This is a genomic window from Mycobacterium sp. Soil_C_30, from assembly GCF_057656995.1.
In genome coordinates, this window is record NZ_JBDGJH010000022.1 from 24,033 (window position 1) to 46,812 (window position 22,780).

General features: G+C 67.4%; 20 protein-coding genes. 8 read left to right on the forward strand and 12 right to left on the reverse strand.

Going from position 1 to position 22,780, the window contains the following annotated elements:
• Genes AC3A6P_RS29170 through AC3A6P_RS29195 form a run of 6 tightly spaced genes read left to right on the forward strand, consistent with a single transcriptional unit; the run spans position 1 to position 4,748 of the window.
• Positions 1-453: a MarR family winged helix-turn-helix transcriptional regulator gene (locus AC3A6P_RS29170; RefSeq protein ID WP_487695836.1), complete on the forward strand. Its 453-nt coding sequence runs from the start codon at positions 1-3 to the stop codon at positions 451-453.
• Positions 454-509: 56 nt separating this feature from the next.
• Entirely contained in the window at positions 510-1,523 is a 1,014-nt protein-coding gene (locus AC3A6P_RS29175; RefSeq protein ID WP_487695838.1) for a 2Fe-2S iron-sulfur cluster-binding protein, read from the forward strand.
• Positions 1,520-2,269 (forward strand): SDR family NAD(P)-dependent oxidoreductase, encoded by a 750-nt coding sequence (locus AC3A6P_RS29180; protein WP_487695839.1) that lies wholly within the window; start codon positions 1,520-1,522, stop codon positions 2,267-2,269. Before AC3A6P_RS29175 ends, AC3A6P_RS29180 begins: the two co-directional genes overlap by 4 nt.
• Positions 2,270-2,300: 31 nt before the next feature.
• A complete protein-coding gene (locus AC3A6P_RS29185) occupies positions 2,301-3,557 on the forward strand; it encodes an aromatic ring-hydroxylating oxygenase subunit alpha (protein ID WP_487695841.1) in 1,257 nt (418 codons plus the stop codon).
• A complete protein-coding gene (locus tag AC3A6P_RS29190) occupies positions 3,557-3,892 on the forward strand; it encodes a hypothetical protein (RefSeq protein ID WP_487695842.1) in 336 nt (111 codons plus the stop codon). The genes AC3A6P_RS29185 and AC3A6P_RS29190 overlap by 1 nt, the downstream gene beginning before the upstream one ends.
• 10 nt (positions 3,893-3,902) lie before the next feature.
• Entirely contained in the window at positions 3,903-4,748 is an 846-nt protein-coding gene (locus AC3A6P_RS29195; protein WP_487695844.1) for a TauD/TfdA dioxygenase family protein, read from the forward strand.
• Between the two features lie 21 nt (positions 4,749-4,769).
• Here the strand turns inward: AC3A6P_RS29195 and AC3A6P_RS29200 are convergent, their stop codons facing one another.
• From AC3A6P_RS29200 to AC3A6P_RS29225, 6 genes are all read right to left on the reverse strand, one after another.
• Complete coding sequence (locus tag AC3A6P_RS29200; protein WP_487695846.1) at positions 4,770-5,639, reverse strand: acyl-CoA thioesterase domain-containing protein; 870 nt, start codon at positions 5,637-5,639, stop codon at positions 4,770-4,772.
• Between the two features lie 19 nt (positions 5,640-5,658).
• Positions 5,659-7,080 (reverse strand): pyruvate kinase, encoded by a 1,422-nt coding sequence (gene pyk / locus AC3A6P_RS29205; RefSeq protein WP_487695847.1) that lies wholly within the window; start codon positions 7,078-7,080, stop codon positions 5,659-5,661.
• A 124-nt stretch (positions 7,081-7,204) separates the two neighbouring features.
• On the reverse strand, positions 7,205-8,713 hold the full coding sequence (locus AC3A6P_RS29210; protein WP_487695849.1) for a glutamate synthase subunit beta: 1,509 nt from the start codon (positions 8,711-8,713) through the stop codon (positions 7,205-7,207).
• Entirely contained in the window at positions 8,706-13,292 is a 4,587-nt protein-coding gene (gene gltB / locus AC3A6P_RS29215; RefSeq protein WP_487695850.1) for a glutamate synthase large subunit, read from the reverse strand. Before gltB ends, AC3A6P_RS29210 begins: the two co-directional genes overlap by 8 nt.
• Before the next feature lie 185 nt (positions 13,293-13,477).
• Positions 13,478-13,897: a DUF2752 domain-containing protein gene (locus AC3A6P_RS29220; RefSeq protein ID WP_487695946.1), complete on the reverse strand. Its 420-nt coding sequence runs from the start codon at positions 13,895-13,897 to the stop codon at positions 13,478-13,480.
• Complete coding sequence (locus AC3A6P_RS29225) at positions 13,887-14,318, reverse strand: NINE protein (RefSeq protein WP_487695852.1); 432 nt, start codon at positions 14,316-14,318, stop codon at positions 13,887-13,889. Before AC3A6P_RS29225 ends, AC3A6P_RS29220 begins: the two co-directional genes overlap by 11 nt.
• Positions 14,319-14,417: 99 nt before the next feature.
• On the opposite strand from AC3A6P_RS29225, the gene AC3A6P_RS29230 reads away from it, so the two are divergent.
• Positions 14,418-14,912, forward strand: coding sequence for a DUF427 domain-containing protein (locus AC3A6P_RS29230; RefSeq protein ID WP_487695854.1), 495 nt, complete (start codon positions 14,418-14,420; stop codon positions 14,910-14,912).
• A 6-nt stretch (positions 14,913-14,918) separates the two neighbouring features.
• On the opposite strand, the gene lgt is transcribed toward AC3A6P_RS29230, so the two are convergent.
• The 6 genes from lgt to AC3A6P_RS29260 form a co-directional block, all read right to left on the reverse strand.
• Positions 14,919-16,940 carry a prolipoprotein diacylglyceryl transferase gene (gene lgt, locus AC3A6P_RS29235; protein WP_487695856.1) on the reverse strand — a complete coding sequence of 674 codons (2,022 nt, stop codon included), beginning with the start codon at positions 16,938-16,940 and terminating at the stop codon, positions 14,919-14,921.
• Entirely contained in the window at positions 16,937-17,743 is an 807-nt protein-coding gene (gene trpA, locus AC3A6P_RS29240) for a tryptophan synthase subunit alpha (RefSeq protein ID WP_487695857.1), read from the reverse strand. The genes lgt and trpA overlap by 4 nt, the downstream gene beginning before the upstream one ends.
• A complete protein-coding gene (gene trpB, locus AC3A6P_RS29245; RefSeq protein WP_487695859.1) occupies positions 17,740-19,008 on the reverse strand; it encodes a tryptophan synthase subunit beta in 1,269 nt (422 codons plus the stop codon). The genes trpA and trpB overlap by 4 nt, the downstream gene beginning before the upstream one ends.
• Positions 19,009-19,044: 36 nt before the next feature.
• Positions 19,045-19,863, reverse strand: coding sequence for an indole-3-glycerol phosphate synthase TrpC (trpC, locus tag AC3A6P_RS29250; RefSeq protein ID WP_487695861.1), 819 nt, complete (start codon positions 19,861-19,863; stop codon positions 19,045-19,047).
• 121 nt (positions 19,864-19,984) lie between these two features.
• Positions 19,985-20,641 (reverse strand): TIGR02234 family membrane protein, encoded by a 657-nt coding sequence (locus AC3A6P_RS29255; protein ID WP_487695947.1) that lies wholly within the window; start codon positions 20,639-20,641, stop codon positions 19,985-19,987.
• Between the two features lie 40 nt (positions 20,642-20,681).
• Entirely contained in the window at positions 20,682-22,211 is a 1,530-nt protein-coding gene (locus AC3A6P_RS29260) for an anthranilate synthase component I (protein WP_487695863.1), read from the reverse strand.
• Positions 22,212-22,262: 51 nt separating this feature from the next.
• Between AC3A6P_RS29260 and AC3A6P_RS29265 the strand changes: the two genes are divergently transcribed.
• Positions 22,263-22,730, forward strand: coding sequence for a peroxiredoxin (locus tag AC3A6P_RS29265; protein ID WP_487695865.1), 468 nt, complete (start codon positions 22,263-22,265; stop codon positions 22,728-22,730).
• The last annotated feature ends 50 nt before the right edge of the window (positions 22,731-22,780 follow it).

A 22,780-nucleotide genomic window follows, 5' to 3' on the forward strand; every position in this document is an offset into this window, starting at 1 on the left:
ATGGAACTGACCGACAACATCCTGTGGCTGCTCAAGCAGGCGTTCTACTTCTCACTGACCACGGTGAACGAAGCGGTCGCCGAGTACGGCGTGAGCACCGCCCAGATCGGGGTGCTGCGTCAGCTGGCCAATGAACCGGGTCTGTCCGGCGCCGAACTCGCCCGGCGGTTGCTGGTCAGCCCCCAGGGCGTCCAGACCGCCCTCACTGCGCTGGAGCGACGTGGACTGATCGAGCGTAAACAGGATCCGCAGCACGCACGCATCCTGCAGGCCTTCCTGACCGACGACGGCCGCGACCTGGCCGCCGCGGTGGTCAACGATGCGATCGCCGCGCACGAGCAGGTGTTCGGCGTGCTGACCGCCGAGGAGCAGCAGACACTGCGCGATCTGCTGGGCCGCGTGGTCGAAAAGGGAACCGGACACGAGCTTTTCGACGACCACATCGAAACCTGAGGCGATGTATCTCTAGTACTTGATACCAATGACAAGTAGTTGATACTCTCGCTGGGATGCCAGCTTCCGGAAGTGCCCCGTACGCGGTCGATGATGGTTTCGTGCCGTTGCGGGTCAAGCAGGTGGTGCGCGAAACCGCCGACACGGTGTCTCTGGTCTTCGACCAGAGCGGTGAATTCGCCTATGAGGCGGGCCAATATCTCACCCTGTCGGTTCGGATCGCCGGGCAGGAGCACCGCCGGTGCTACTCCATGTCGTCCTCCCCCAGACTGGGCGAGGACCTGCGCATCACCGTCAAACGCGACCGCGACGGTGTGGTGTCCAACTGGATCAACGACACCACCACCGCCGGTGACCTGATTCCAGCCGCACCCCCGCAGGGCCGGTTCGTCCTGCAGGACTCCGGGCGAGACATCGTGGCCTTCGCGGGCGGCAGCGGCATCACGCCGGTGTTCTCGCTGCTGCGATGTGCGCTGGCCACCACGTCGCGCACGTGCCGGTTGCTCTACGCCAATCGCAGCCGGGACTCGATCATCTTCGCTGACGCCCTGACCGAACTGTGCGAAAAGCACGGCGGCCGTTTCGATCTGACGCACCACCTCGACGACGAACGAGGCGTCCTGACCGTCGACACCGTGGTCTCGTTTGCCGGCGAGACCGACGCCGACATCTACGTCTGCGGACCCGGCCCCTTCATGGACATTGTGGAGACCTCCCTGCGGTCGGCGGGCGTCCCAGCCGACCGGGTGAAGCTGGAACGCTTCACCGTGACCCCTTCCGGCACCGTCGACTCGGTCACCGAAAAGGTGACCATCGAACTGGACCGCACGTCGGTCACCATCGACTACCGAGCCGGAAACACGCTGTTGCAGACGGCGCGATTGGCCGGACTGCGCGCACCCGCCTCGTGCGAAACAGGTTCCTGCGGAACGTGTATGGCGCAGGTGACCGAGGGCAGCGCACGGATGTTGAACAACGACGCACTCGACGACGACGAAGTGGCCGACGGCTGGGTGGTCACCTGCCAGGCCATGCCCACCAGCCGCACCGTGAAGGTGGTCTACGAATGACGGGGAACACCGTCGCGGTGGTGACCGGCGGCGGCTCCGGGATGGGCGAGGCCACCTGCCACGAACTCGCCCGTCGCGGACTGCAGGTGGCCGTACTGGACCTCGACGAGCAGGCAGCGCAACGGGTGACCAGCGACGTGCGGGCCGCCGGTGGGACTGCTCTGGGCGTCGGGGCCGACGTCACCGACCGCGGTAGCGTGGAGCACGCCTTCGCCAAGATCCGCAGCGAACTCGGCCCGGTGACGGTGTTGGTCACCAGCGCAGGCCAATTCGGCTTCGCACCGTTCCTCGAGATCAGCGACGTCGCCTGGGCCCGCATGATCGACGTCAACCTGACCGGCACCTTCCACTGCTGCCAGACGGCCCTACCCGACATGGTGGCCGCGCAGTGGGGCCGCATCGTGATGATCTCGTCGTCGAGCGCCCAGCGCGGGTCACCGTTCGCCGCACACTACGCCGCGTCCAAGGGCGCGGTGATCACGCTGACGAAGTCTCTGGCCCGCGAATTCGCCGGGCACGGCATCACCGTGAACAACATCCCCCCGTCGGGCATCGAGACACCCATGCAGCACCAGGGGCAGGCCGCCGGATTCCTGAAGTCCAACGAGGAGATCGCGGCCAACATCCCACTCGGCCGGTTGGGCAGCGGGGCGGACATCGCCGCGGCCGTCGGCTTTCTCTGCTCTCCCGAAGCAGGCTTCATCACCGGTCAGGTGCTGGGCGTCAACGGAGGTGCGGTGATGTGACAGCGTCTGCGATTTCACCATGGAGGTACCCATGACCCGTTCCCTGAGAACCCCCGAGGGCTCGTGGACCGAGCACTATCCCGAACTGGGCACCGGCCCGGTCTCGTTCGCCGACTCCACCTCACCGGAGTTCTACGCCCTGGAGCGTGAGGCGGTCTTCAAACGCGCGTGGCTGAACGTCGCCCGGGTGGAGGAGATCCCGGCACCCGGTGACTACGTCACCAAGGAGATCGAGGTCACCGAGTCGTCGGTGATCCTCATTCGTGGTGCGGACGGCGCGGTCCGGGCGTTCTACAACATCTGCCGACACCGCGGCGACAAGCTCCTGTGGGACGACTTCCCCGACCGCGAGACCTCCGGCAAATGCGCAGAACTGGTGTGCCGGCGTTGCCGCTGGCGGTGGGCACTCGACGGTTCGCTGATCCACGTGCCTGCGGAGGGCAGTTTCTTCGACCTCGACCACGCCGCATACGGTCTGGCCACGGTGCAGTGCGACATCTGGAACGGCTTCGTGTTCCTCAACTTCGACCCGCGGCCACGGCAGACGCTGCGGGATTTCCTGGGGCCCATGATCACCGGACTCGACGGCTACCCTTTCGGCAAGCTGACCGAGCGCTACGACTGGATGGCGCACAACAACAGCAACTGGAAGATCTTCGCCGACGCCTTCCAGGAGTACTACCACGTACCGTCATTGCACACTCAGCAGGTGCCGCCCGAAGTCCGCAAGCCCGGAGCGGGTTTCACCTGCGGCCACTTCCAGCTCGACGGACCTCACCGCCTGGTCTCGACGGCGGGGACCCGACGGTGGCTGCTGGCACCGGAATACATGTACCCGATCGAACGCGCCACCAGAAGCGGTCTGGTGGGGCCGTGGCGGACACCGGACATCGGTGAACTCCCCCGCGGGCTCAACCCCGGCGGCATCGAACCCTGGGGCATCAGCAACTTCCAGATCTTCCCTAATACCGAGATCCTGATCTACGGCGGCTGGTATCTGCTGTACCGCTACTGGCCCACCTCACACAACACCCACCGTTTCGAGGCCTACACATACTTCCACCCCGCCCGCACCGTGCGCGAACGCATCGAACACGAGGTTGCGGCGGTGGTGCTGAAGGAGTTCGCACTGCAGGACGCCGGCATGCTCGGCGGCACCCAGGCCGCGCTGGAGTACGGGATAGTCGACGACTATCCGCTCAACGACCAGGAGATCCTGGTCCGCCATCTGCACAAGGTGGCGGTGGACTGGGTGGACGCCTACCGGCGCGAGCAGGCGGAACTCTGATGCCGAACACCCTGCTGCCCAGTGCATTCGCAGAACTGGAGGGGCACGCCACAACCTGGTGCCTGGCCACCGAGACCGAGCGGTGGAACACCCGGCTGGCCAGCAACATGGCCGAGATGGAGCGCTTCTACGACGACTTCTTCCCCCGCCTGGAGGAAGCCATCGACTACTGCGATAAGTACGACCTGGACACCATGCCCGACGACGCGATCAACCTGCTGCGGCTGATCTATTCGCTGATCATGGTCGCGATGGCGGTGGAGATCATGCACCAGCCGGCTCCGGTCGACGCTGCCGACGCCGTGATGATCCGCACCGGCGAACCCACTCCCTGAAAGGCCCACCATGAGTGTGCTCACCCTCACCAAACTCACCCACTCCGTCGGCGCCGAAGTGGCCGACATCGACCCCGCGCGGCTGACCGACGACGACTCGGTCGCCGACGCGATCCTCGCGGCGCTGGAGGACAACGGCGTCCTGGTGTTCCGCGGGCTGCATCTGAAACCCGAAGCGCAGGTGGCCTTCTGCCGCCGCCTCGGTCAGATCGACCACTCGTCGGACGGTCACCATCCGGTGGCCGGCATCTACCCCATCACGCTCGACAAGTCCAAGAACGCCTCGGCAGCCTACTTGAAAGCAACCTTCGACTGGCACATCGACGGCTGCACGCCGTTGGGTGACGAGTGCCCGCAGAAGGCCACGGTGCTCTCGGCGCTGCAGGTGGCCCAACACGGCGGCGAGACGGAGTTCGCGAACTCCTACGCCGCCTACGACACGCTGCCCGCCGAGGACAAGGCGCGCTACTCGGCCCTGCGGGTGGTGCACTCTCTGGAGGCCTCGCAGCGCAGGGTGCACCCTGATCCCTCACCGGAACAGTTGGCGCGGTGGCGTTCCCGGCGCACCCACGAACATCCCCTGGTGTGGACGCACCGCAGTGGCCGCAAATCGCTGGTGCTGGGCGCCTCGGCGGACTACGTGGTGGGCATGGATGTCGACGAAGGCCGGGCACTGCTGAGCGCGCTGCTGGACCATGCCACCTCCGACGACAAGGTGTACAGCCATCGCTGGTCGGTGGGCGATACCGTCATGTGGGACAACCAGGGCGTGCTGCACCGCGCCGCGCCCTATGACCCGAACTCACCGCGCGAGATGCTGCGCACCACGGTGCTGGGCGACGAACCCATCACCTAGCCACCGTCGCCGGATCCGGGTTCAGTTCTTCCCGGGGAAATGCTTGACGATGCCTTCCTGCACCACGGTGGCGACGATGTTGCCGTCGGTATCGAAGAAGTGCCCGGTGCCCAGGCCGCGCGAATCCGACGCCACCGGCGAGGTGGTCGAGTACAGCACCCAGTCGTCGAACATCACCGGGCGGTGGAACCACACCGAGTGGTTGATGGTGACGGCGAAGATCCGGTCGAAACCCCACGACAGCCCGTGAGTGGTGATGATGGAGTCGAGAACCGTTGTGTCCGAGGAATATACGAGTGCGGCGTGGTGCAGCACCGGGTCTTCGGGCATCGGCCTCTCGGTCTTCATCCACACCCGGTTGTGGGGCAGCCGGCCGCCCTTGTCACGCATCACCCAGGCCGGGTCGTTGGTGTAGCGCCACTCGATGGGCTTGAGCGCCGCCACGAACAGCGGCACCGTTTCCTCGTAGCCCTTCAGTAGCTCGGTGATCTTCGGGAGGTCGTGCGGCGGCGCCACGTCGGGCATCTCCGCGCTGTGCTCCAGACTGCGACCCCCGGCCAGGAACGAGACGAACGCAGTCGTCAGCAGCTGGCCGTCCTGCGTGACGTCGACGCGCCGGTTGGCGAACCGCCGTTCGTCACGCAGCCGCACGACGGTGAATTCCAGATCTTTCTCCGGGTCTCCTCCGGAGATGAAATGCGCCGACAGCGCGTTCGGGGGCAGCTGATGAGGCACCGTGCGGCTGGCCGCCACGAATGCCTGCGCCATCATCTGGCCCCCGAACGTGCGGATCGGGTTCTTGCTGGGGTGCCGCCCGGTGAACGCGTCGTCGCCGGCGGCGCGGAGATCCAGCACGGCCAGGAGCTCGTCGAAGTCGGAGCCGGCTGGCACGTGAACCTCCTGTTGATCGCTACGCGTGGTCGTCCTCGCCGATCCGGTGCACATGGATCAGGTTGGTCGAGCCTACTGTGCCCGGAGGAGCACCGGCGACGATGACCACCAGGTCACCCCGCTTGTACCGGCCGAGCGCCAGCAGCGACTGGTCCACCTGACGGATCATGCCGTCCGTGGTCTGGATGTGCGGCACGATGAACGTCTCGGTACCCCAGGTCAGCGCCAACTGGCTGCGGATCTCCGGCAGCGCCGTGAACGCCAGCAACGGCAGCGGCGTGTGCAGCCGGGCCAGGCGGCGCACGGTGTCGCCGGACTGGGTGAACGCCACCAGTGCCTTGGCGTCGAGCCGCTCGCCGATATCGCGGGCGGCGTAGGAGATCACACCGCGCTTGGTACGCGGAACGTGCGTCAGCGGCGGGGCGGCGGTCGAGTTCTCTTCGACCGCCGAGACGATGCGGGCCATGGTCCGCACCGCTTCCAGCGGGTACTTGCCCACTGACGTCTCACCGGACAACATCACCGCGTCAGCGCCGTCGAGCACCGCGTTGGCGACGTCGGACGCCTCGGCACGGGTGGGCCGGGAGTGCTCGATCATCGACTCGAGCATCTGGGTGGCCACGATCACCGGCTTGGCATTCTCGCGGGCCATCTGGATGGCGCGCTTCTGCACCAGCGGGACCTCTTCGAGCGGCAGCTCCACACCGAGGTCACCACGGGCGACCATGATGGCGTCGAAGGCGAGCACGATGGCCTCGAGGTTGTCGATGGCCTCCGGCTTCTCCAGCTTGGCGATGACGGGCACCCGGCGGCCCACCCGGTCCATCACCTCGTGCACCAGCTCGATATCGGCGGGTGAGCGCACGAAGGACAGCGCGATGAAGTCGACGCCCAGCTTGAGGGCGAATTCCAGGTCCGCGATGTCCTTCTCCGACAGCGCGGGCACCGACACGTTCATACCGGGCAGCGACAGGCCCTTGTTGTTGCTGACGCGACCACCCTCGGTCACCTTGCAGATGACATCGTCGCCTTCGACGCTCTCGACCGTCAGGCCGACGTTGCCGTCGTCGACCAGCAACCGGTCCCCCGGTGAGGCGTCGTGGGCAAGCTGTTTGTAGGTCGTGGACACCCGGTCGTGCACGCCGAGGACGTCCTCGACGGTGATCCGGACCGTCTCCCCGGTGGCCCACAGGGTGGCGCCGGTGTTGAACCGGCCGAGGCGGATCTTCGGGCCCTGGAGGTCGGCGAGGATGCCCACCGCCCGGCCGGACAGATCGGAGGCGTTGCGCACCCGCTTGTAGTTGGCCTCGTGGTCGCTGTGCTCGCCATGGCTGAAGTTCAGCCGGGCGACATCCATGCCCGCTTCGACGAGAGCTCTGACTTGTTCGTCTGTTCCAACAGCTGGTCCGAGAGTACAAACGATCTTGCCGCGTCTAGTCACGACGACTCAGCATAGTCGCAGTCCGGAACCATCTCGACCGATACAGATGTGTTGGCGCATTCGTCACTTTGCTGACATCCTCCCGAAGTCAGATAACGCGGAATTCGCCGGCTCGTGGCAGTAGCTACACAACCGCCAACGGCAGCGCGGACGGCCGGACCGGCGCCGGCAGATCCGACTCCCCCATCAGGAACACGTCGACCGCATGCGCGGCCGCGCGGCCCTCCGCGATCGCCCAGACCACCAGGGACGCGCCCCGGTGCGCGTCACCGCAGACGAACACACCGGGTGCGGTGGTCTGCCAGTCCGACCCGCACGGCAGCGCGCCACGCCGGTTGAGCTCCAGACCGAGGCCGTCGAGCAGCGGCATGTGCTCGACACCGTCGAAGCCGATCGCCAGCAACGCCAGATCACAGGGCAGCGTCAACGGCTCACCGACGGGTGAGATGATGCGCCGACCGTCGGCGTCGCGGGTCACCCGGACCTCGGCGATCTCGATGGCCCGGAGGTTGCCGTCGTCATCGCCGACGAAACGCTGCACCGCCACTTCGTAGCGGCGCAGACCGCCTTCGGCGTGGGCCGGCGAGGTCTTGGTGCGCAGCATCAGCGGCCACGTCGGCCACGGTGTCAGCTCCTCGTCCCGCAACTCCGGAGGTTCGGGGTTGTAGTCGAGCTGGGTGACCGACGCCGCGCCCTGGCGGTGGGCCGTGCCGAGGCAGTCGGCCCCGGTGTCGCCGCCGCCGATGATGACGACGTGTTTACCGGCCGCTGAGATCGGCGAGGGCCCGTCGCCTTCGCATTCCCGGTTGGCCGGCACCAGGTGCTCCATCGCCAGGTGCACACCCGCGAGATGACGACCTTCGACGTCGTTGTCCCGGCCGCGCAGTGCGCCGACGGCCAGCACCACCGCGTCGAACCGGGACCGCAGTTCCTCCACGGACAGATCGACGCCGACCTCACAGTCGGTGACGAAGCGGGTGCCCTCGGCGCGCATCTGCGCCAGCCGTTGGTTCAGCGTCGCCTTCTCCAGCTTGTATTCCGGGATCCCGTACCGCAGCAGCCCACCCAGACGGTCGTCACGCTCGTAGACCGTGACGTTGTGACCGGCGCGGGTGAGTTGTTGTGCCGCAGCCAGTCCCGCCGGGCCCGACCCCACGACGGCGACGCTGCGGCCGGTGGCGATCGCCGCGGGTTGCGGTTCGACGGTGCCGTCCATCCAGGCCTGGTCGGCGATGGACTGCTCGATGCGCTTGATGGTCACGCTGCCGCCGGTGTCCTGCTCGGATATCGACAGCACACACGCCGATTCACAGGGCGCCGGGCACAGCCGGCCGGTGAACTCCGGGAAGTTGTTGGTGGCGTGCAGCCGTTCCGAGGCGGCTTCCCAGCGGCCCCGCCGCACCAGGTCGTTCCATTCGGGGATCAGATTGCCCAGCGGGCAACCGGCGGTCCCCGAATGGCAGAACGGGATGCCGCAGTCCATGCACCGGCGGGCCTGCTGACTCACCTCGGCAGCGCGCTGGTGGGGATCCTGGGCCTCGTAGACCTCACGCCAGTCGCCCACGCGTTCGTCGACCGGCCGTTTGGTGGCCTCGACCTTGGGCACCTGAAGAAATCCCTGTGGGTCAGCCACGTGTCGCCTCCATGATCGCGGTATCGACGTCACGCCCCTCGGCCTTGGCCATCCGGGTGGCTTGCAGCACCCGCTGGTAGTCGGTGGGCATGATCTTGGTGAATTGAGCACTGCGCCTTGGCCAGTCGGCCAGTATCGAGGTGGCCACGGTGCTTCCGGTGTACTGGGCGTGCTTGGCGATGACACCGCGCAGCCAGAGCAGATCTTCGGGGTCCATCGCCTGCAACTCCACCATCGCGGTGTTGACCTTGGCCGGATCCAGCCCCAGGACATAGGCGATGCCACCCGACATCCCGGCCGCCATGTTGCGGCCGCATGCGCCGAGCACCACCACACGACCGCCGGTCATGTACTCGCACGCGTGATCACCCACACCTTCGGTGACGGCCAGCGCCCCGGAGTTGCGGGCGGCGAACCGCTCACCGACGCGCCCGCGCAGGTACACCTCACCGGAGGTGGCCCCGTACAGCAGGGTATTACCGGCGATCACGTTGTCCTCGGGCAGGAACAACACGTCCTCGGGCGGGCGGACGACGATCTTGCCGCCCGAGAGTCCCTTGCCCACATAGTCGTTGGCGTCCCCGACCAGATCGATGGTGACGCCTGGCGGCAGGAACGCCCCCAGCGACTGACCGGCCGAACCCGCCAGCTTGACCGTGATGGTGTCCTCCGGTAGCCCGGCCGCACCGTAGCGGCGGGTGACCTCCGAACCCAGCAGGGTGCCGACCGTGCGGTTGACATTGCGCACGGGCAGCTCGAGGGTCACCGGATGCGCGTCTTCGAGTGCGCCCTCGGCGAGTGCCACCAACGTCTGGTCGAGTGCATGCTCCAGGCCGTGGTCCTGATCGCGGAGGCGTCGGCGCTGCGGCAACGTGGCACCGTGGGCGTCGGTGGGCACCGCGAAGATGGGGCTCAGGTCCAGCCCCTTGCTCTTCCAGTGCGCCACGCCGGCGTCGGTGTCGAGCACCTCGGCATGGCCCACGGCTTCGTCGATGCTGCGGAAACCCAACTCCGCGAGGTACTTCCGGATGTCCTCGGCGATGAAGCGGAAGTAGTTCTCGACGAACTCCGGCTTGCCGTTGAACCGGGCCCGCAGTTCGGGGTTCTGCGTGGCGACACCCACCGGGCAGGTGTCGAGGTGGCAGACCCGCATCATGATGCAGCCCGACACGATCAGCGGTGCCGTGGCGAAACCGAACTCCTCGGCGCCCAGCAGCATCGCCACGATGACGTCACGGGCGGTGCGCATACCGCCGTCGCACTGCACGGTGATGCGGTCACGCAGGCCGTTGAGCACCAAGGTCTGCTGGGTGTCGGCCAGGCCGATCTCCCACGGCGCGCCGGCGTGCTTGAGTGAGGTCAGAGGCGCCGCACCGGTACCGCCGTCGTACCCGGAGATCAGCACCACGTCTGCGTGCGCCTTCGACACCCCGGTGGCGACGGTGCCGACGCCCACCGAACTGACCAGCTTCACGTGGATCCTGGCCTTGTCATTGGCGTTCTTGAGATCGTGGATCAGCTGCGCCAGATCCTCGATGGAGTAGATGTCATGGTGCGGCGGCGGGGAGATCAGTCCGACTCCCGGCGTCGAGTGCCGGGTCTTGGCGATGTTCGGGTACACCTTGTAGCCCGGAAGCTGGCCGCCCTCACCCGGTTTGGCGCCCTGAGCCATCTTGATCTGGATATCGCTGGCGTTGACCAGATAGTCACTGGTGACGCCGAAACGCCCGGAGGCCACCTGCTTGACGGCACTGCGCCGGCGCGGATCGTAGAGCCGGTCCACATCTTCACCGCCCTCGCCGCTGTTCGAGCGCCCGCCCAGGTTGTTCATGGCGATGGCCATGGTCTCGTGGGCTTCGGCCGAGATGGACCCGTAACTCATCGCCCCGGTGTTGAACCGCTTACAGATCTCGTCGGCCGATTCGACCTCGTGCAGCGGAACCGGTGGGCGTAGACCCTTCTTGAAGGTGAACAATCCACGCAGCGCGCCGCCTTCACGAGCCAGCCGATCGACCTCCTCGGAGTACTTCTCGAACACCTCATAGCGCCCGGTGCGGGTCGAATGCTGAAGCAGGAAGACCGTTTCCGGGGTGAACAGATGCAGCTCACCGTCGCGGCGGAACTGGTACTCGCCACCCACCGACAAGCGCCGGTGCGCCCGTTCGGTCGGGTTCTCCGGGTACGCCCGCCGGTGGCGGAACCTGACCTCCTCGGCGAGAACGTCCAGGCCGACACCCCCGAGCTGGCTCACGGTGCCGGTGAGGTACTCGTCGACGACACCGCGGTCCAGGCCGATGGCCTCGAAAGCCTGTGCGCCGGTGTAGGAGCCGACAGTCGAGATGCCCATCTTGCTCATCACCTTCATGACGCCCTTGCCGAGCGCCTTGAGGTAGTTGCGTACCGCGGCCGCTGTCTCGATGCCGGTGAGCTCACCCTCGCGGATCAGGTCCTCGATCGACTCGAAGGCCAGATACGGGTTCACCGCCGCGGCGCCGAAACCGATCAGCAGCGCGATGTGGTGCACCTCGCGGGCGTCACCGCTTTCGACCACCAGCGCCACCTTGGTGCGCTCCTTGGTGCGCACCAGGTGGTGGTGCACGGCCGAGACCGCCAGCAGCGACGGGATGGGCGCCCGGGTGTGGTCGGAGTCGCGGTCGGAGATGACAAGGGTGCGGGCGCCTTTGGTGATGGCTTCGCAGGCGCGCAGCCGCAGGTCCTCGATCGCGTCGGCCAGCCCTTCCCCACCACGCTCGACCTCGTAGAGGGCGCGCAACACCGTGGTCTTCAGCCCGGGATGCTCGTTGTCGTCGTTGATGTGGACGACCTTGTTGAGCTCGTCGTTGTCGAGCACCGGCCACGACAGCAGAATCTGCCGGCACGACGCCGCCGACGGCTCCAGCAAGTTCTGCTCGGGTCCCATCACCCGGGCCATCGAGGTGACGATCTCCTCGCGGATCGCATCCAGGGGTGGATTGGTCACCTGCGCGAAGAGTTCCACGAAATAGTCGTAGAACAGCCGCGAGCGTTGTGAGAGGACAGCGGCCGGGGTGTCGGTACCCATGGAGCCCAGGGGCTCACCGCCGGATGCCGCCATGGGAGTGAGCATGAGCCGCAGGTCTTCTTCGGTGTAACCGAAGGCGATCTGCCGGCGCACCACCGACTCGTGATTGGGTTGGACGCGGTTGCGGTCGGGCAGCGTCTTGAGATCGAGCAGCCCGGCATGCAGCCACTCCGAATACGGTTGCGCCGCGGCCAGTTCGTCCTTGATCTCCTGATCGGAGATGATCCGGCCCTGCGCGGTGTCGACCAGGAACATCTTGCCCGGCTCGAGCCGGCCCTTGGCCACCACCTCGGCCGACGGCACGTCCAGGACACCGCTTTCGCTGGCCAGGATGATGCGGTCGTCGATGGTGCGCCACCACCGGCCCGGACGAAGGCCGTTGCGGTCCAGCACGGCACCGACAACGGTGCCGTCGGTGAAGGTGACGCAGGCCGGGCCGTCCCACGGCTCCATGATCGAGGCGTGGAACTGGCAGAACGCGCGGCGCTGCGGGCTCAGGTCGGCGTTGTTCTCCCACGCCTCGGGAATCATCATCATCACCGCGTGCGGCAGGCTGCGCCCACCCAGGTGAAGCAGTTCCAACGTCTGGTCGAACGACGCCGAGTCCGAGGACTCCGGGGTGCAGATCGGTGACAACCGCGCGAGGTCGCCGCCGATCAGCGAGCTGGCCAGCATGGCTTCGCGGGCGTGCATACGGTTGCGGTTGCCGCGGACGGTGTTGATCTCACCGTTATGGGCCACGAAGCGGAACGGGTGGGCCAGCGGCCACGACGGAAATGTGTTGGTGGAGAAGCGGCTGTGCACGATCGCGATGGCACTGCGACAGCGTTCGTCGCGCAGATCCGGAAAGTACTTCGGCAGCTGCATCGTGGTGAGCATGCCTTTGTAGGTGATGGTGCGGCTGGACAGTGAGACGAAGTAGACGCCGCTGCCGGTCGACTTGATCTCCGAGGTCATGTGGCCGGCCCGCTTGCGCAGCGGGTAGACGCGCCGGTCCAGATCGAGGCCGCAGAGCCGTTGGCCCTCAGCGTCGGCGGGAGCGGCGACGAACAGTTGTGCCATGTGCGGCATACAGCCCAAAGCGGTATCCCCCACCTCGGCGCCGGCGGGATCGACGGGCACAGTGCGCCAGCCGAGAACCTCGATGCCTTCCTCGGCCGCGATCTCCTCGACACGGGCCCGGGCCGCTGTGCGCGCCACCGGATCCTGCGGCAGGAAGCAGATGCCGGCGGCGAATGTGTTGCTTCCGTCGGCGGCCGGGGCGGGCAGTTCGAAATCGACCATTTCGCGCAGCAAGTCCACCGGCAACTGCAGCAGAATTCCGGCGCCGTCACCGCTGTTGGGTTCCGCGCCGGCCGCCCCCCGGTGTTCGAGGTGTTCCAGCGCGATCAACCCGTCGGCGACGATCGAGTGCGACCGTCGGCCCTTGATGTCGGCGACCATCGCGACACCACAGGAGTCGCGCTCCTGCTCGGGGTCGTAGAGTCCCTGTGCTTGCGGCACTGCCGAGAAAAGCATCCATGCACCTCCGCAGTCGGAACTGCGGGAAGGTGAGCGCCTCCGTCCACGAGGGACATTCAGATCTCAGTACTGGCCGCAGTCTGATGTGTGAAACCCGGGACTGCACCGGCCCGACACTGGTGGCGCACCCACTCGCAGGGGTTGCTCCACCGACTGTCGAGTGTAACAGCGCTGTTGCCGAGCTACCCGCCGAGAAGCGTCGGGACCAGCGGAAAGCCAGGGACATTGCGCACCACGGTCCAGACCACGGCCGCCGCGACCAGAACGGCGACCGCCGGAACGGGCCAGACCCGCAGGCGACGGCGCCGTCGCACCATCACCCACAACGCGACGAGGGGCACGGCCACCAACAGGAACACGTTATCGATCACCGCGGCACCGAGATCGCCGTGCAGGAGATCGTGGGTCATCCGCAGGCCACCACAGCCCGGGCAGTACCACCCCGTCAGCGCATGGAACGGGCACGGCGGGAACAGCGCCCCGGGCTGGTGCGGGTCGCGGAGACCGATGTACGCCAGACCTCCGGCCAGCACCGCCCCCGTGCCGAGCGTCGTGGCGAGACGGGCGCGGCGAGAAGCTGCTGCCTGCGCGTCAGGTTCCATCACGCAGTGGACGGCCCTGCGGGTCGCGCACCTTGTCGGTGAGGATCAGGATGGCGTCGATGATGCCCCAGATGACGGCGCCGATACCGCAGGTGACCAGACCCACGATCAGCTGCGCCACGCCCAGGCCGATATAGCCCATGTACATGCGGCCGACGCCGACCAGGCCGAACAGGCCGAGCAACTGCAGCAGCCCGGCGACGATCTTGGACTTCTCGGAGAACGGTTCACCGGTGACCGGGTGACGGCCATAGGGGGCGGCGGGGTCGTAGTAAGAACCCGGGTAGCCGCCCGGGGGTGGGTACTGGCCAGCGGGTTGCCCGTAGTCCGCCGGCGGTGGCGGGTAACTGGACTGCGGCGGCGGGGTGGAGCCCTCCCACGCGTTGGAGCCGGGATTGGAACCGAACTGGGGGTCCGTCATACCGCCAAGGATGCCAGATCATGCGCACCCGAATGCCGGTCCGCGCGCACCTTTCGGGCTTTCCTCCACCACTTTTCTGGCTTTCCCTAACCTGGAGGCATGCGACCTGTTCCCGACGTACCCGGCCCCGGGCAGGAGTCGGTGTGGGACTACCCGCGGCCACCGCGAGTCGAGGCCGTCGAATCCACCATCACCATCGAACTGGGTGGCCAGACCGTCGCGTCGACCAAGCACGCGTGGCGGGTGCTCGAAACCAGCCATCCGCCGACGTTCTACCTGCCGGCCAGTGCGTTCAACGACGGGGTGCTGCGCGGCGCCGCGGGCTCGTCCTGGTGCGAATGGAAAGGGCAGGCCAGCTACTTCGACGTGGTGACGCCCGCGCGGACCGCGTTACGGGCGGCGTGGACGTACCTGCGGCCCACCCCGGGATTCGAGGCGATCGCCGGGGCCGTAGCGGTGATGGCCGCCGCGGTGGACCGGTGCACGGTCGACGGTGAGGCGGTGACACCGCAGCCCGGCGGCTTCTACGGAGGCTGGATCACGCGCTCGGTGGTGGGGCCCTTCAAGGGAGTCCCCGGGTCGATGGGCTGGTAGCCCCCGTCAGCCGCGGCGGCGCCGGATCAGCCGACCCAGCCGGGATACCGGTCCCTGCCCGGGGGCCGGGGGCGTGGTGACAACGGTGTAGTCGCTGGCCGACGCTTCGCTTTCAGCGGGCTGCTCCTCGCCGACTTGGTCATCGACCTCGACCTGTTCATCGACATCGGCCTTGGCGTCCGGCTGATCGAGTGCATCCTGCTGCTCAGAGACCGGCTCCGCGACCTCACCCTCAGCGTCGTCATCATCTGATGACGACCCAGCGGGCTCGCCCTCGGCAGCCTCTTCCTCCACGGCGGCCTGCTCATCAACATCGGCCTTGGCGTCCGACGGGTCGAGCTCCTCCTGCTGCTCAGAGACCGGCTCCACGACCGCAGCGTCACCCTCCGACAGATCCGCCAAGCCCTCCTCGATGATCAGCTCAGCGTCGTCATCATTTGATGACGACCCAGCGCCCTCACCCTCGGCAGCCTCTTCCTCGGCAGCGGCCTGCTCATCAACATCGGCCTTGCCGTCCGGCTGGTCGAGCTCCTCCTGCTGCTCGGAGACCGGCGCGCCGGACACCTCGGCCGTGATGTCGTCGAGCTCGTCTGCGCTGACGGGATCGTGATCCTCGTCGATCAGCTCGGCGTCTGCGGTGGGTTCCGCTTCGGACTCCACCTCGGCCTCGTCGATCAGCGCCTCGCCTTCGGCGGCCTCTTCCTCGGCAGCGGCCTGCTGATCGACCGCAACCTTCGCATCCGGCTCGTCGAGTTCCTCCTGCTGCTCCGACACCGGTCCCTCGGCCTCGTCATCGGCCTCGCCCCAGAGACTGTCCAGGTCCTCTTCGTCGACGGGATCATGGTCCTCGTCGATCAGTTGCGCATCCTCGGCCAGGGCCGCGGACGCGATCACCAGGTCGCCGTCCGCGGTGGCCTCGGCTTCGACGATGGCCTGGTCCTCCGGGTCGGACTCGACATCGTCCGCATCGGTCGCGACGGCATCCGGGTCATCGTCTCGGTGACCTTCGGCGCTCGTGGCCTCCGGCTGGGCTTCTTCCTTGACCGCGACAGTGGCCGCAGCGACGACACCTGTGGTGGCGGCGGCCTTGACGAGTTCCTTCTCGACACCGACCGCCGGCTCGCGGTCCTCGCCGTCGCGCGGCGGCGCAGCATCAGTACCGGTGCCGCGCAGCGTCTCCGGCGCTTCCCGTCCCTTGGGCGCCAGGATGAAGTAGACGATCGCGCCGATGAACACGAAGGTCGCGGTGAACGAGTTGATGCGGATACCCGCGATGAGAGTCGCGAAGTCGTCGCGCAGCAGTTCGACGCCGAAACGACCTATGCAATAGCCGGCCACGTAGAGCGCGAACAGCCGTCCGTGCCCGAGCTTGAACCGGCGATCCACATAGAGCAGCGCCGCGAAAACCAACAGGTTCCACAACAACTCGTAGAGGAACGTCGGATGAACCACATAGGCGACGTCACCGGTGGACACTCCGTTGAGCGAGTGCACGTCGATGATTCCGGACGGGTCGCGGCGGTAGAAGATCTCCAGACCCCACGGCACATCGGTCGGGCGCCCGTAGAGCTCCTGGTTGAAGTAGTTACCCAGGCGTCCGATGGCCTGCGCCAGCACGATGCCCGGGGCGATCGCGTCACCGAAGGCGGGCAGCGGAATGCCATGGCGCCTACAGCCGATCCATGCGCCGACCGCACCGAGTGCCACCGCACCCCAGATTCCCAGGCCGCCATCCCAGATCCGCAGGGCAGCAGCAGGACCGGCCCCGTCGGCGCCGAAATAGGTCTGCCAGTCGGTGAGCACGTGATAGAGCCGGCCGCCGATCAGGCCGAACGGCACCGCCCACAGGGCGATGTCGTAGATGACTCCGCGCTCACCGCCGCGGGCCTCCCACCGGCGATCGCCGATGACGAGCGCAGCGATGATGCCGATGATGATGAACAGGGCATAAGCACGAAGTGGGAACGGGCCCAGATGCCACACCCCCTGCGACGGGCTGGGGAAGGCGGCCAGAAGCGTCGTGCTCACCCAGGAACCTCGGTCACTTTCTGCCGGACACCGGCTGCGAGTTCTTTGGCCAGCGCGGTCATCGACGCCACTCCGCCGGGGCCCTCACCGAGCGCCGCCACCAACGCCGAACCGACGATGACACCGTCCGCATACGAACCGATCTCGGCGGCCTGCTCCCGCGAGCGCACACCGAGTCCGACGCCGACAGGGATGTCCGACACCGCCTTGACCCGGGCCACCAGTTCCGGCGCGGCGTTGGACACCGCGTCACGCGCGCCGGTGACCCCCATGGTGGAGGCGGCATAAACGAATCCGCGGGAGGCCTCGACGGTGGCGGCCAGGCGTTCCGGCGTCGACGACGGCGCCACCAGGAAGATGCGGTCCAACTGATGAGCATCCGAGGCGGCAAACCAGTCGTCTGCCTCGTCGGGGATCAGATCAGGGGTGATCATGCCGGCGCCGCCGGCCGCGGCCAGGTCGCGGGCCCACGCGTCGACGCCGTAGCGCAGCACGGGGTTCCAGTACGACATCACCACCGCGCTGCCACCCCGGTTGCTGATGGCTTCGACGGCGCGCAGCGCATCACGCACCCGCACGCCGCGCTGCAGCGCGACATTGGTGGCGGCGGCGATGGTCGTGCCGTCCATGCCGGGATCGGAGTACGCGATCCCCACCTCGATGAGGTCGCAGCCGGCGTCCACCAGCGCGGTCATCGCGTCGATCGACGTCTGGACGTCCGGATAACCGGTGGGCAGATATCCGATCAGTGCGGCCCGGTTTTCCTTGCGGCAGGCTTCGAACAGCGGACCCAACTTGCTCATGACTGCACAGCCTCGTCGTCGAGCAACCCGAACCACTTCGCCGCGGTCGCGACGTCCTTGTCCCCGCGCCCGGACAGGTTGACGATGATCACCGCACCCGGTCCCATCTCGACACCCAGCTTGAGCGCTCCCGCAACCGCATGCGCGGATTCGATCGCGGGGATGATGCCCTCGGTGCGGCACAACAGCCCGAACGCATCCATGGCTTCGGTGTCGGTGATCGGCCGGTACTCGGCGCGCCCGAGGTCCTTGAGCAGCGCGTGCTCGGGTCCCACCCCGGGATAGTCCAAACCTGCGGAAATGGAATGGGATTCGATGGTCTGACCGTCTTCGTCCTGCAGGAGGTAGGAGAACGAGCCCTGGAACGCGCCGGGTGAACCGCCGGTGAATGTGGCTGCGTGCCTTCCGGTTTCGACGCCATCGCCGGCGGCTTCATAGCCCACCAGGCGCACACCGGGGTCGTCGATGAACGCATGGAAGACACCGATGGCGTTGGATCCCCCACCGATGCACGCGGTGACAGCATCGGGCAGTCGGCCCGCCTGCGCCTGGATCTGCACGCGCGCCTCGAGCCCGATGATCCGTTGGAAGTCGCGCACCATCGTCGGGAACGGATGCGGCCCCGCGGCGGTGCCGAAGCAGTAATAGGTGTTGTCGGCGTGGGCCACCCAGTCCCGGAAGGTCTCGTTGATGGCGTCTTTGAGGGTTCGTGAACCTGACTCCACCGACACCACTTCGGCGCCGAGCAACCGCATGCGGGCGACGTTGAGCGCCTGCCGCGCCGTGTCGACGGCTCCCATGTAGATGACGCATTCCAGATCCAACAGCGCACACGCCGTGGCGGTGGCCACCCCGTGCTGGCCGGCGCCGGTCTCGGCGATCACCCGGGTCTTGCCCATCTGCTTGGCCAGCAACGCCTGACCCAGCACATTGTTGATCTTGTGAGAACCCGTGTGGTTCAGGTCTTCTCGCTTGAGGAACAGGCGAGCGCCACCGGCATGCTCGGACAGTCGCTTCGCTTCGTACAGCGGCGAAGGACGTCCGCTGTAGTGCGTCTGCAGCCGATCCAGGGTGTCGAGGAATTCCTGGTCGCTGCGCGCCTTTTCGTAGGCGGCGGTGACCTCTTCGATCACCGCCATCAGCGCCTCGGGAACCAGTCGCCCGCCGTACCGTCCGAAATGCCCGCGGGCATCGGGATCGTGGATGGTGGGCTCGGCGATGGCCGCGCTCGAGCGCGGCAAGTCAGAATTGGACACGTCAGCCATCAGAGTCGGTGGGTGCGCGAGCGGGCCATCAGCACGCTAGCGCGCGGGTTTCGGGCAGGACGGGTGTGTTCCGGCGGTCACCAGATCGGCCACCGCGGAACGCGGGTCCCCACTGGTGACCAGGCCTTCGCCGACAAGCACTGCATCGGCTCCGGCACCGGCGTAGGCCAGCAGGTCGGCGGTACCGCGCACGCCGGATTCGGCAACCCGGATCACGTCGCTGGGCAGTCCGGGAGCGATACGGGCGAAGCAGTCCCGGTCCACTTCCAGGGTCTTGAGGTCGCGGGCGTTGACGCCGATGACCTTGGCCCCGGCCTGCAGTGCGCGGTCGGCTTCTTCCTCGGTGTGCACCTCCACCAGGGCGGTCATCCCCAGCGATTCGGTGCGCTCGAGCATCGATTCCAGCGCCGGCTGTTCCAGTGCGGCCACGATGAGCAGCAACATGTCGGCGCCGTGCGCGCGGGCTTCATGAATCTGATACGGCCCGACCACGAAGTCCTTGCGCAGCACCGGAATGGTGACGGCGGCGCGCACCGCGTCCAGGTCCGCCAGCGATCCGTGGAACCGGCGTTCCTCGGTGAGCACGCTGATGACGCGGGCACCGCCGCTCTGGTAGGCGCGGGCCAGGTCGGCCGGGTCGGCGATGTTGGCCAGTGGACCGCGTGACGGGCTGGCGCGCTTGACCTCCGCGATCACGCCGATACCGGGTTCACGCAGTGCTGCCATCACATTGCGGGGCGGGGGCGCGGCGTTGGCGGCGGCCTTGACCTCAGCCAGGCTGATGATCGCCTCGCGGGCGGCAACGTCAGCGCGGACTCCCTCGATGATTGAGTCGAGGACGGTCGCCGAACTCATCCCTGCCGGTCCCTTCTGATCTCCCGCCGGGTGGTGAGGTGGCTGTCCACCTGGACCGGGTGATACCCGACCACGACCCGAAGTTGTCCCTGAAGGGTAGCCGCTGAACGGCTTCGGATGTTCACCGGCCCTCCTTGTCGGGACCGGGATCCGGCGGCACGGCGGAGCTGCCTGCGCCAGCTGTCGGATCACGACCTTCGTCCAGGGCATCCCAGATCATGCGCTCGGACATGGTGGCGTCCCCGTCGGAGTGGTCCGGCAGCTGGTCCTCGGCGGTTTCGCGGGCGGCGGCGCGGCGGGCGGCCGGAGCGACGTACTTGGTGGTGGTGCCCTTACCTGCCCCGGCCGAGCGCATGAGGAGCACGGCGGCCAGCAGTGTGCACACAGCCGCGATCAGCGTCAGCACAGCGCCCCAGTGATGACGCTGGCTGCCGACCAGCGACGCCACCGTCACCTCCGCGAGGTCGGCGCCGCGTACGGAGACGTCGCGCACCACCCACTGAGTGATGCCCAGATACGCGGTGACCCCGCTGACCAGGGCGACCAGGATGGCGAGCGCGCGCAGCGGCCATCCGCGTACCGCCAGCACCGCCACCGCGGCAGCCAGCAGCAGCAACGCCAGCGGCAGCAACGCCGTCGACCAGGCGGCGCCGTTCAACGAGATGGTCTTGGGCTGGCCCAGCCCGTCGAAGCTGGTGACCTCCACCCAGGGCAGCCGCGAGGCCACCCACAGCCCCAACGCGGCCAGCACCAACAGCAGCTGGGCGATGCGGATCATCCGCCGCCCGCGCTGCTCGCGTGCCTCGTCGGTGGTCACGCTACGGAGTCCTCAGCGTTTCGGCGGCCGCCACGGCGTTGAGCACGGCTTTGGCCTTGTTGGCCGATTCGGTGTACTCGTAGGGGCCGTTGGAGTCGGCCACGACGCCGCCGCCGGCCTGGACATAGGCCGTGCCGTCACGCATCAGCGCTGTCCTGATGGCGATGGCGAAATCAGCGTTACCGGCGAAGTCCAGATACCCGAGCACCCCGCCGTAGAGGCCGCGCCGCGTCTTCTCGACCTCTTCGATGAGTTCCATGGCCCGTACTTTCGGCGCTCCCGACAGCGTGCCGGCCGGGAAACACGCGGTGACGGCGTCGAGTGCGGTGCGTCCCTCGGCCAGCAGGCCGGTGACGGTGGAGACCAGGTGCATGACGTGGCTGTAGCGCTCGATGTGGCTGTAGTCCTCGACGCGCACGGTCCCCGGTACGCAGACGCGGCCCAGGTCGTTGCGGCCGAGGTCGACCAGCATCAGGTGCTCGGCGCGTTCCTTCTCGTCGGAGAGCAGCTCCTTCTCCAGCAGCACGTCCTCCTCTTCGGTGGCTCCGCGCCAGCGGGTGCCCGCGATGGGATGTGTCTGCGCCCACCCGTCCTTGACCGTCACGAGGGCTTCCGGGCTCGAGCCGACGATCGAAAACGCCGTCTCACCTTGCTCGTTCGGAACGTGCAGCAGATACATGTACGGACTCGGGTTGGACACCCGCAGCATCCGGTACACGTCGATCGGGTCGACGGCGGTGTCCATCTCGAACCGCTGCGACGGCACCACCTGGAACGCTTCGCCGGCTTCGATGTCACCGACGAGTTTGTCGACGATCTCGGTGTACTCCTGCACGGTGCGCTGAGCGCGGTGCACCGGCTCGGGCCGGCTGAACGTCGCCACCGTCGACGGCAACGGCTGGCTCAGCGCTTCGGTCATCACATCGAGCCGGGCAACGGCGTCGTCGTAGGCCCAGTCCACCCGTTCGTTGGTGCCGTTCCAGTTCACCGCGTTGGCGATCAGTGTGATGGTGCCTTCGTGGTGGTCGACCGCGGCGATATCGGTGGCCAGCAGCATGAGCATGTCGGGCAGCTGCAGGTCGTCGACGGCCAGCTCGGGCAGTCGCTCCAGCCGCCGCACCAGGTCGTAGGCGAAGAACCCCACCATGCCGCCCGAGAGCGGCGGCAACCCGGGCAACGTCGCGGTCGCCAGCAGCTCGAGGGTTTCCTTCAGCGCGGTCAGCGGGTCACCGCCGCGGGGTGCGTCCTGGGGCACCGCGCCCAGCCAGACCGCCTCCCCGTCGCGCACCGTGAGCGCCGACGGCGCCCCCGCACCGATGAACGACCACCGCGACCACGACCGGCCGTTCTCCGCGGACTCCAGCAGGAAGGTGCCGGGACGATTGGCGGACAGTTTCCGGTACGCCGACAGCGGGGTCTCGGTGTCGGCCAGCACCTTACGGGTGACCGGCACGACGCGGTGCTCGGCGGCCAGGACTGCGAAGTCCTCCCGCGTGGTGGTCACGGCGGTGACATTGACGTTCGTGGGCACGGGGTCATCCTCCCAGACCCGCGGACCCGTCCGCGGCGTAGCGTGACCTCCATGAAACGCGGGGACTTCATCGACGACTTCGTTCTGCCTGATCAGACCGGCGCCGACCGCCGGTTCAGCGACTTCCTGGCCCAGGGCCCGGTGGTGCTGTTCTTCTACCCGGCGGCCATGACACCGGGCTGCACCAAAGAGGCCTGCCACTTCCGCGATCTCGCGGGCGAGTTCGCCGCCGTAGGAGCCCAACGGGTCGGCATCAGCACCGACGAGGTGGACAAGCAGGCGAAGTTCGCTGAACAGCAGCGCTTCGACTATCCCCTGCTCTCGGATGCCGACGGCGCCGTGGCCACCGCATTCGGGGTGAAGCGAGGCCTACTCGGCAAGTTCATGCCGGTGAAGCGGACCACCTTCGTGATCGACACCGACCGCCGGGTGCTCGAGGTGATCGCCAGTGAGATCAGCATGGACACCCACGCCGACAAGGCGTTGGAGGTGCTGCGGGAACGGGCGAATCGGGTCTAGGCCGAGTGTCACACCAGGGCGGATTTTCGCCCGATTTTCCGCCCCTGAGT

Coding starts and splice junctions, on each gene's coding strand:
- AC3A6P_RS29175 (WP_487695838.1), top strand. CDS start 510: ATGCCAGCTTCCGGAAGTGCCCCGTACGCGGTCGATGATGGTTTCGTG.
- AC3A6P_RS29230 (WP_487695854.1), top strand. CDS start 14,418: ATGCGACCTGTTCCCGACGTACCCGGCCCCGGGCAGGAGTCGGTGTGG.
- trpA (WP_487695857.1), bottom strand. CDS start 17,743: ATGAGCAAGTTGGGTCCGCTGTTCGAAGCCTGCCGCAAGGAAAACCGG.
- gltB (WP_487695850.1), bottom strand. CDS start 13,292: ATGCTTTTCTCGGCAGTGCCGCAAGCACAGGGACTCTACGACCCCGAG.
- trpB (WP_487695859.1), bottom strand. CDS start 19,008: ATGGCTGACGTGTCCAATTCTGACTTGCCGCGCTCGAGCGCGGCCATC.
- AC3A6P_RS29195 (WP_487695844.1), top strand. CDS start 3,903: ATGAGTGTGCTCACCCTCACCAAACTCACCCACTCCGTCGGCGCCGAA.
- AC3A6P_RS29180 (WP_487695839.1), top strand. CDS start 1,520: ATGACGGGGAACACCGTCGCGGTGGTGACCGGCGGCGGCTCCGGGATG.
- AC3A6P_RS29190 (WP_487695842.1), top strand. CDS start 3,557: ATGCCGAACACCCTGCTGCCCAGTGCATTCGCAGAACTGGAGGGGCAC.
- AC3A6P_RS29220 (WP_487695946.1), bottom strand. CDS start 13,897: ATGGAACCTGACGCGCAGGCAGCAGCTTCTCGCCGCGCCCGTCTCGCC.
- AC3A6P_RS29255 (WP_487695947.1), bottom strand. CDS start 20,641: ATGATCCGCATCGCCCAGCTGCTGTTGGTGCTGGCCGCGTTGGGGCTG.
- AC3A6P_RS29265 (WP_487695865.1), top strand. CDS start 22,263: ATGAAACGCGGGGACTTCATCGACGACTTCGTTCTGCCTGATCAGACC.
- AC3A6P_RS29225 (WP_487695852.1), bottom strand. CDS start 14,318: ATGACGGACCCCCAGTTCGGTTCCAATCCCGGCTCCAACGCGTGGGAG.
- AC3A6P_RS29185 (WP_487695841.1), top strand. CDS start 2,301: ATGACCCGTTCCCTGAGAACCCCCGAGGGCTCGTGGACCGAGCACTAT.
- trpC (WP_487695861.1), bottom strand. CDS start 19,863: ATGAGTTCGGCGACCGTCCTCGACTCAATCATCGAGGGAGTCCGCGCT.
- AC3A6P_RS29170 (WP_487695836.1), top strand. CDS start 1: ATGGAACTGACCGACAACATCCTGTGGCTGCTCAAGCAGGCGTTCTAC.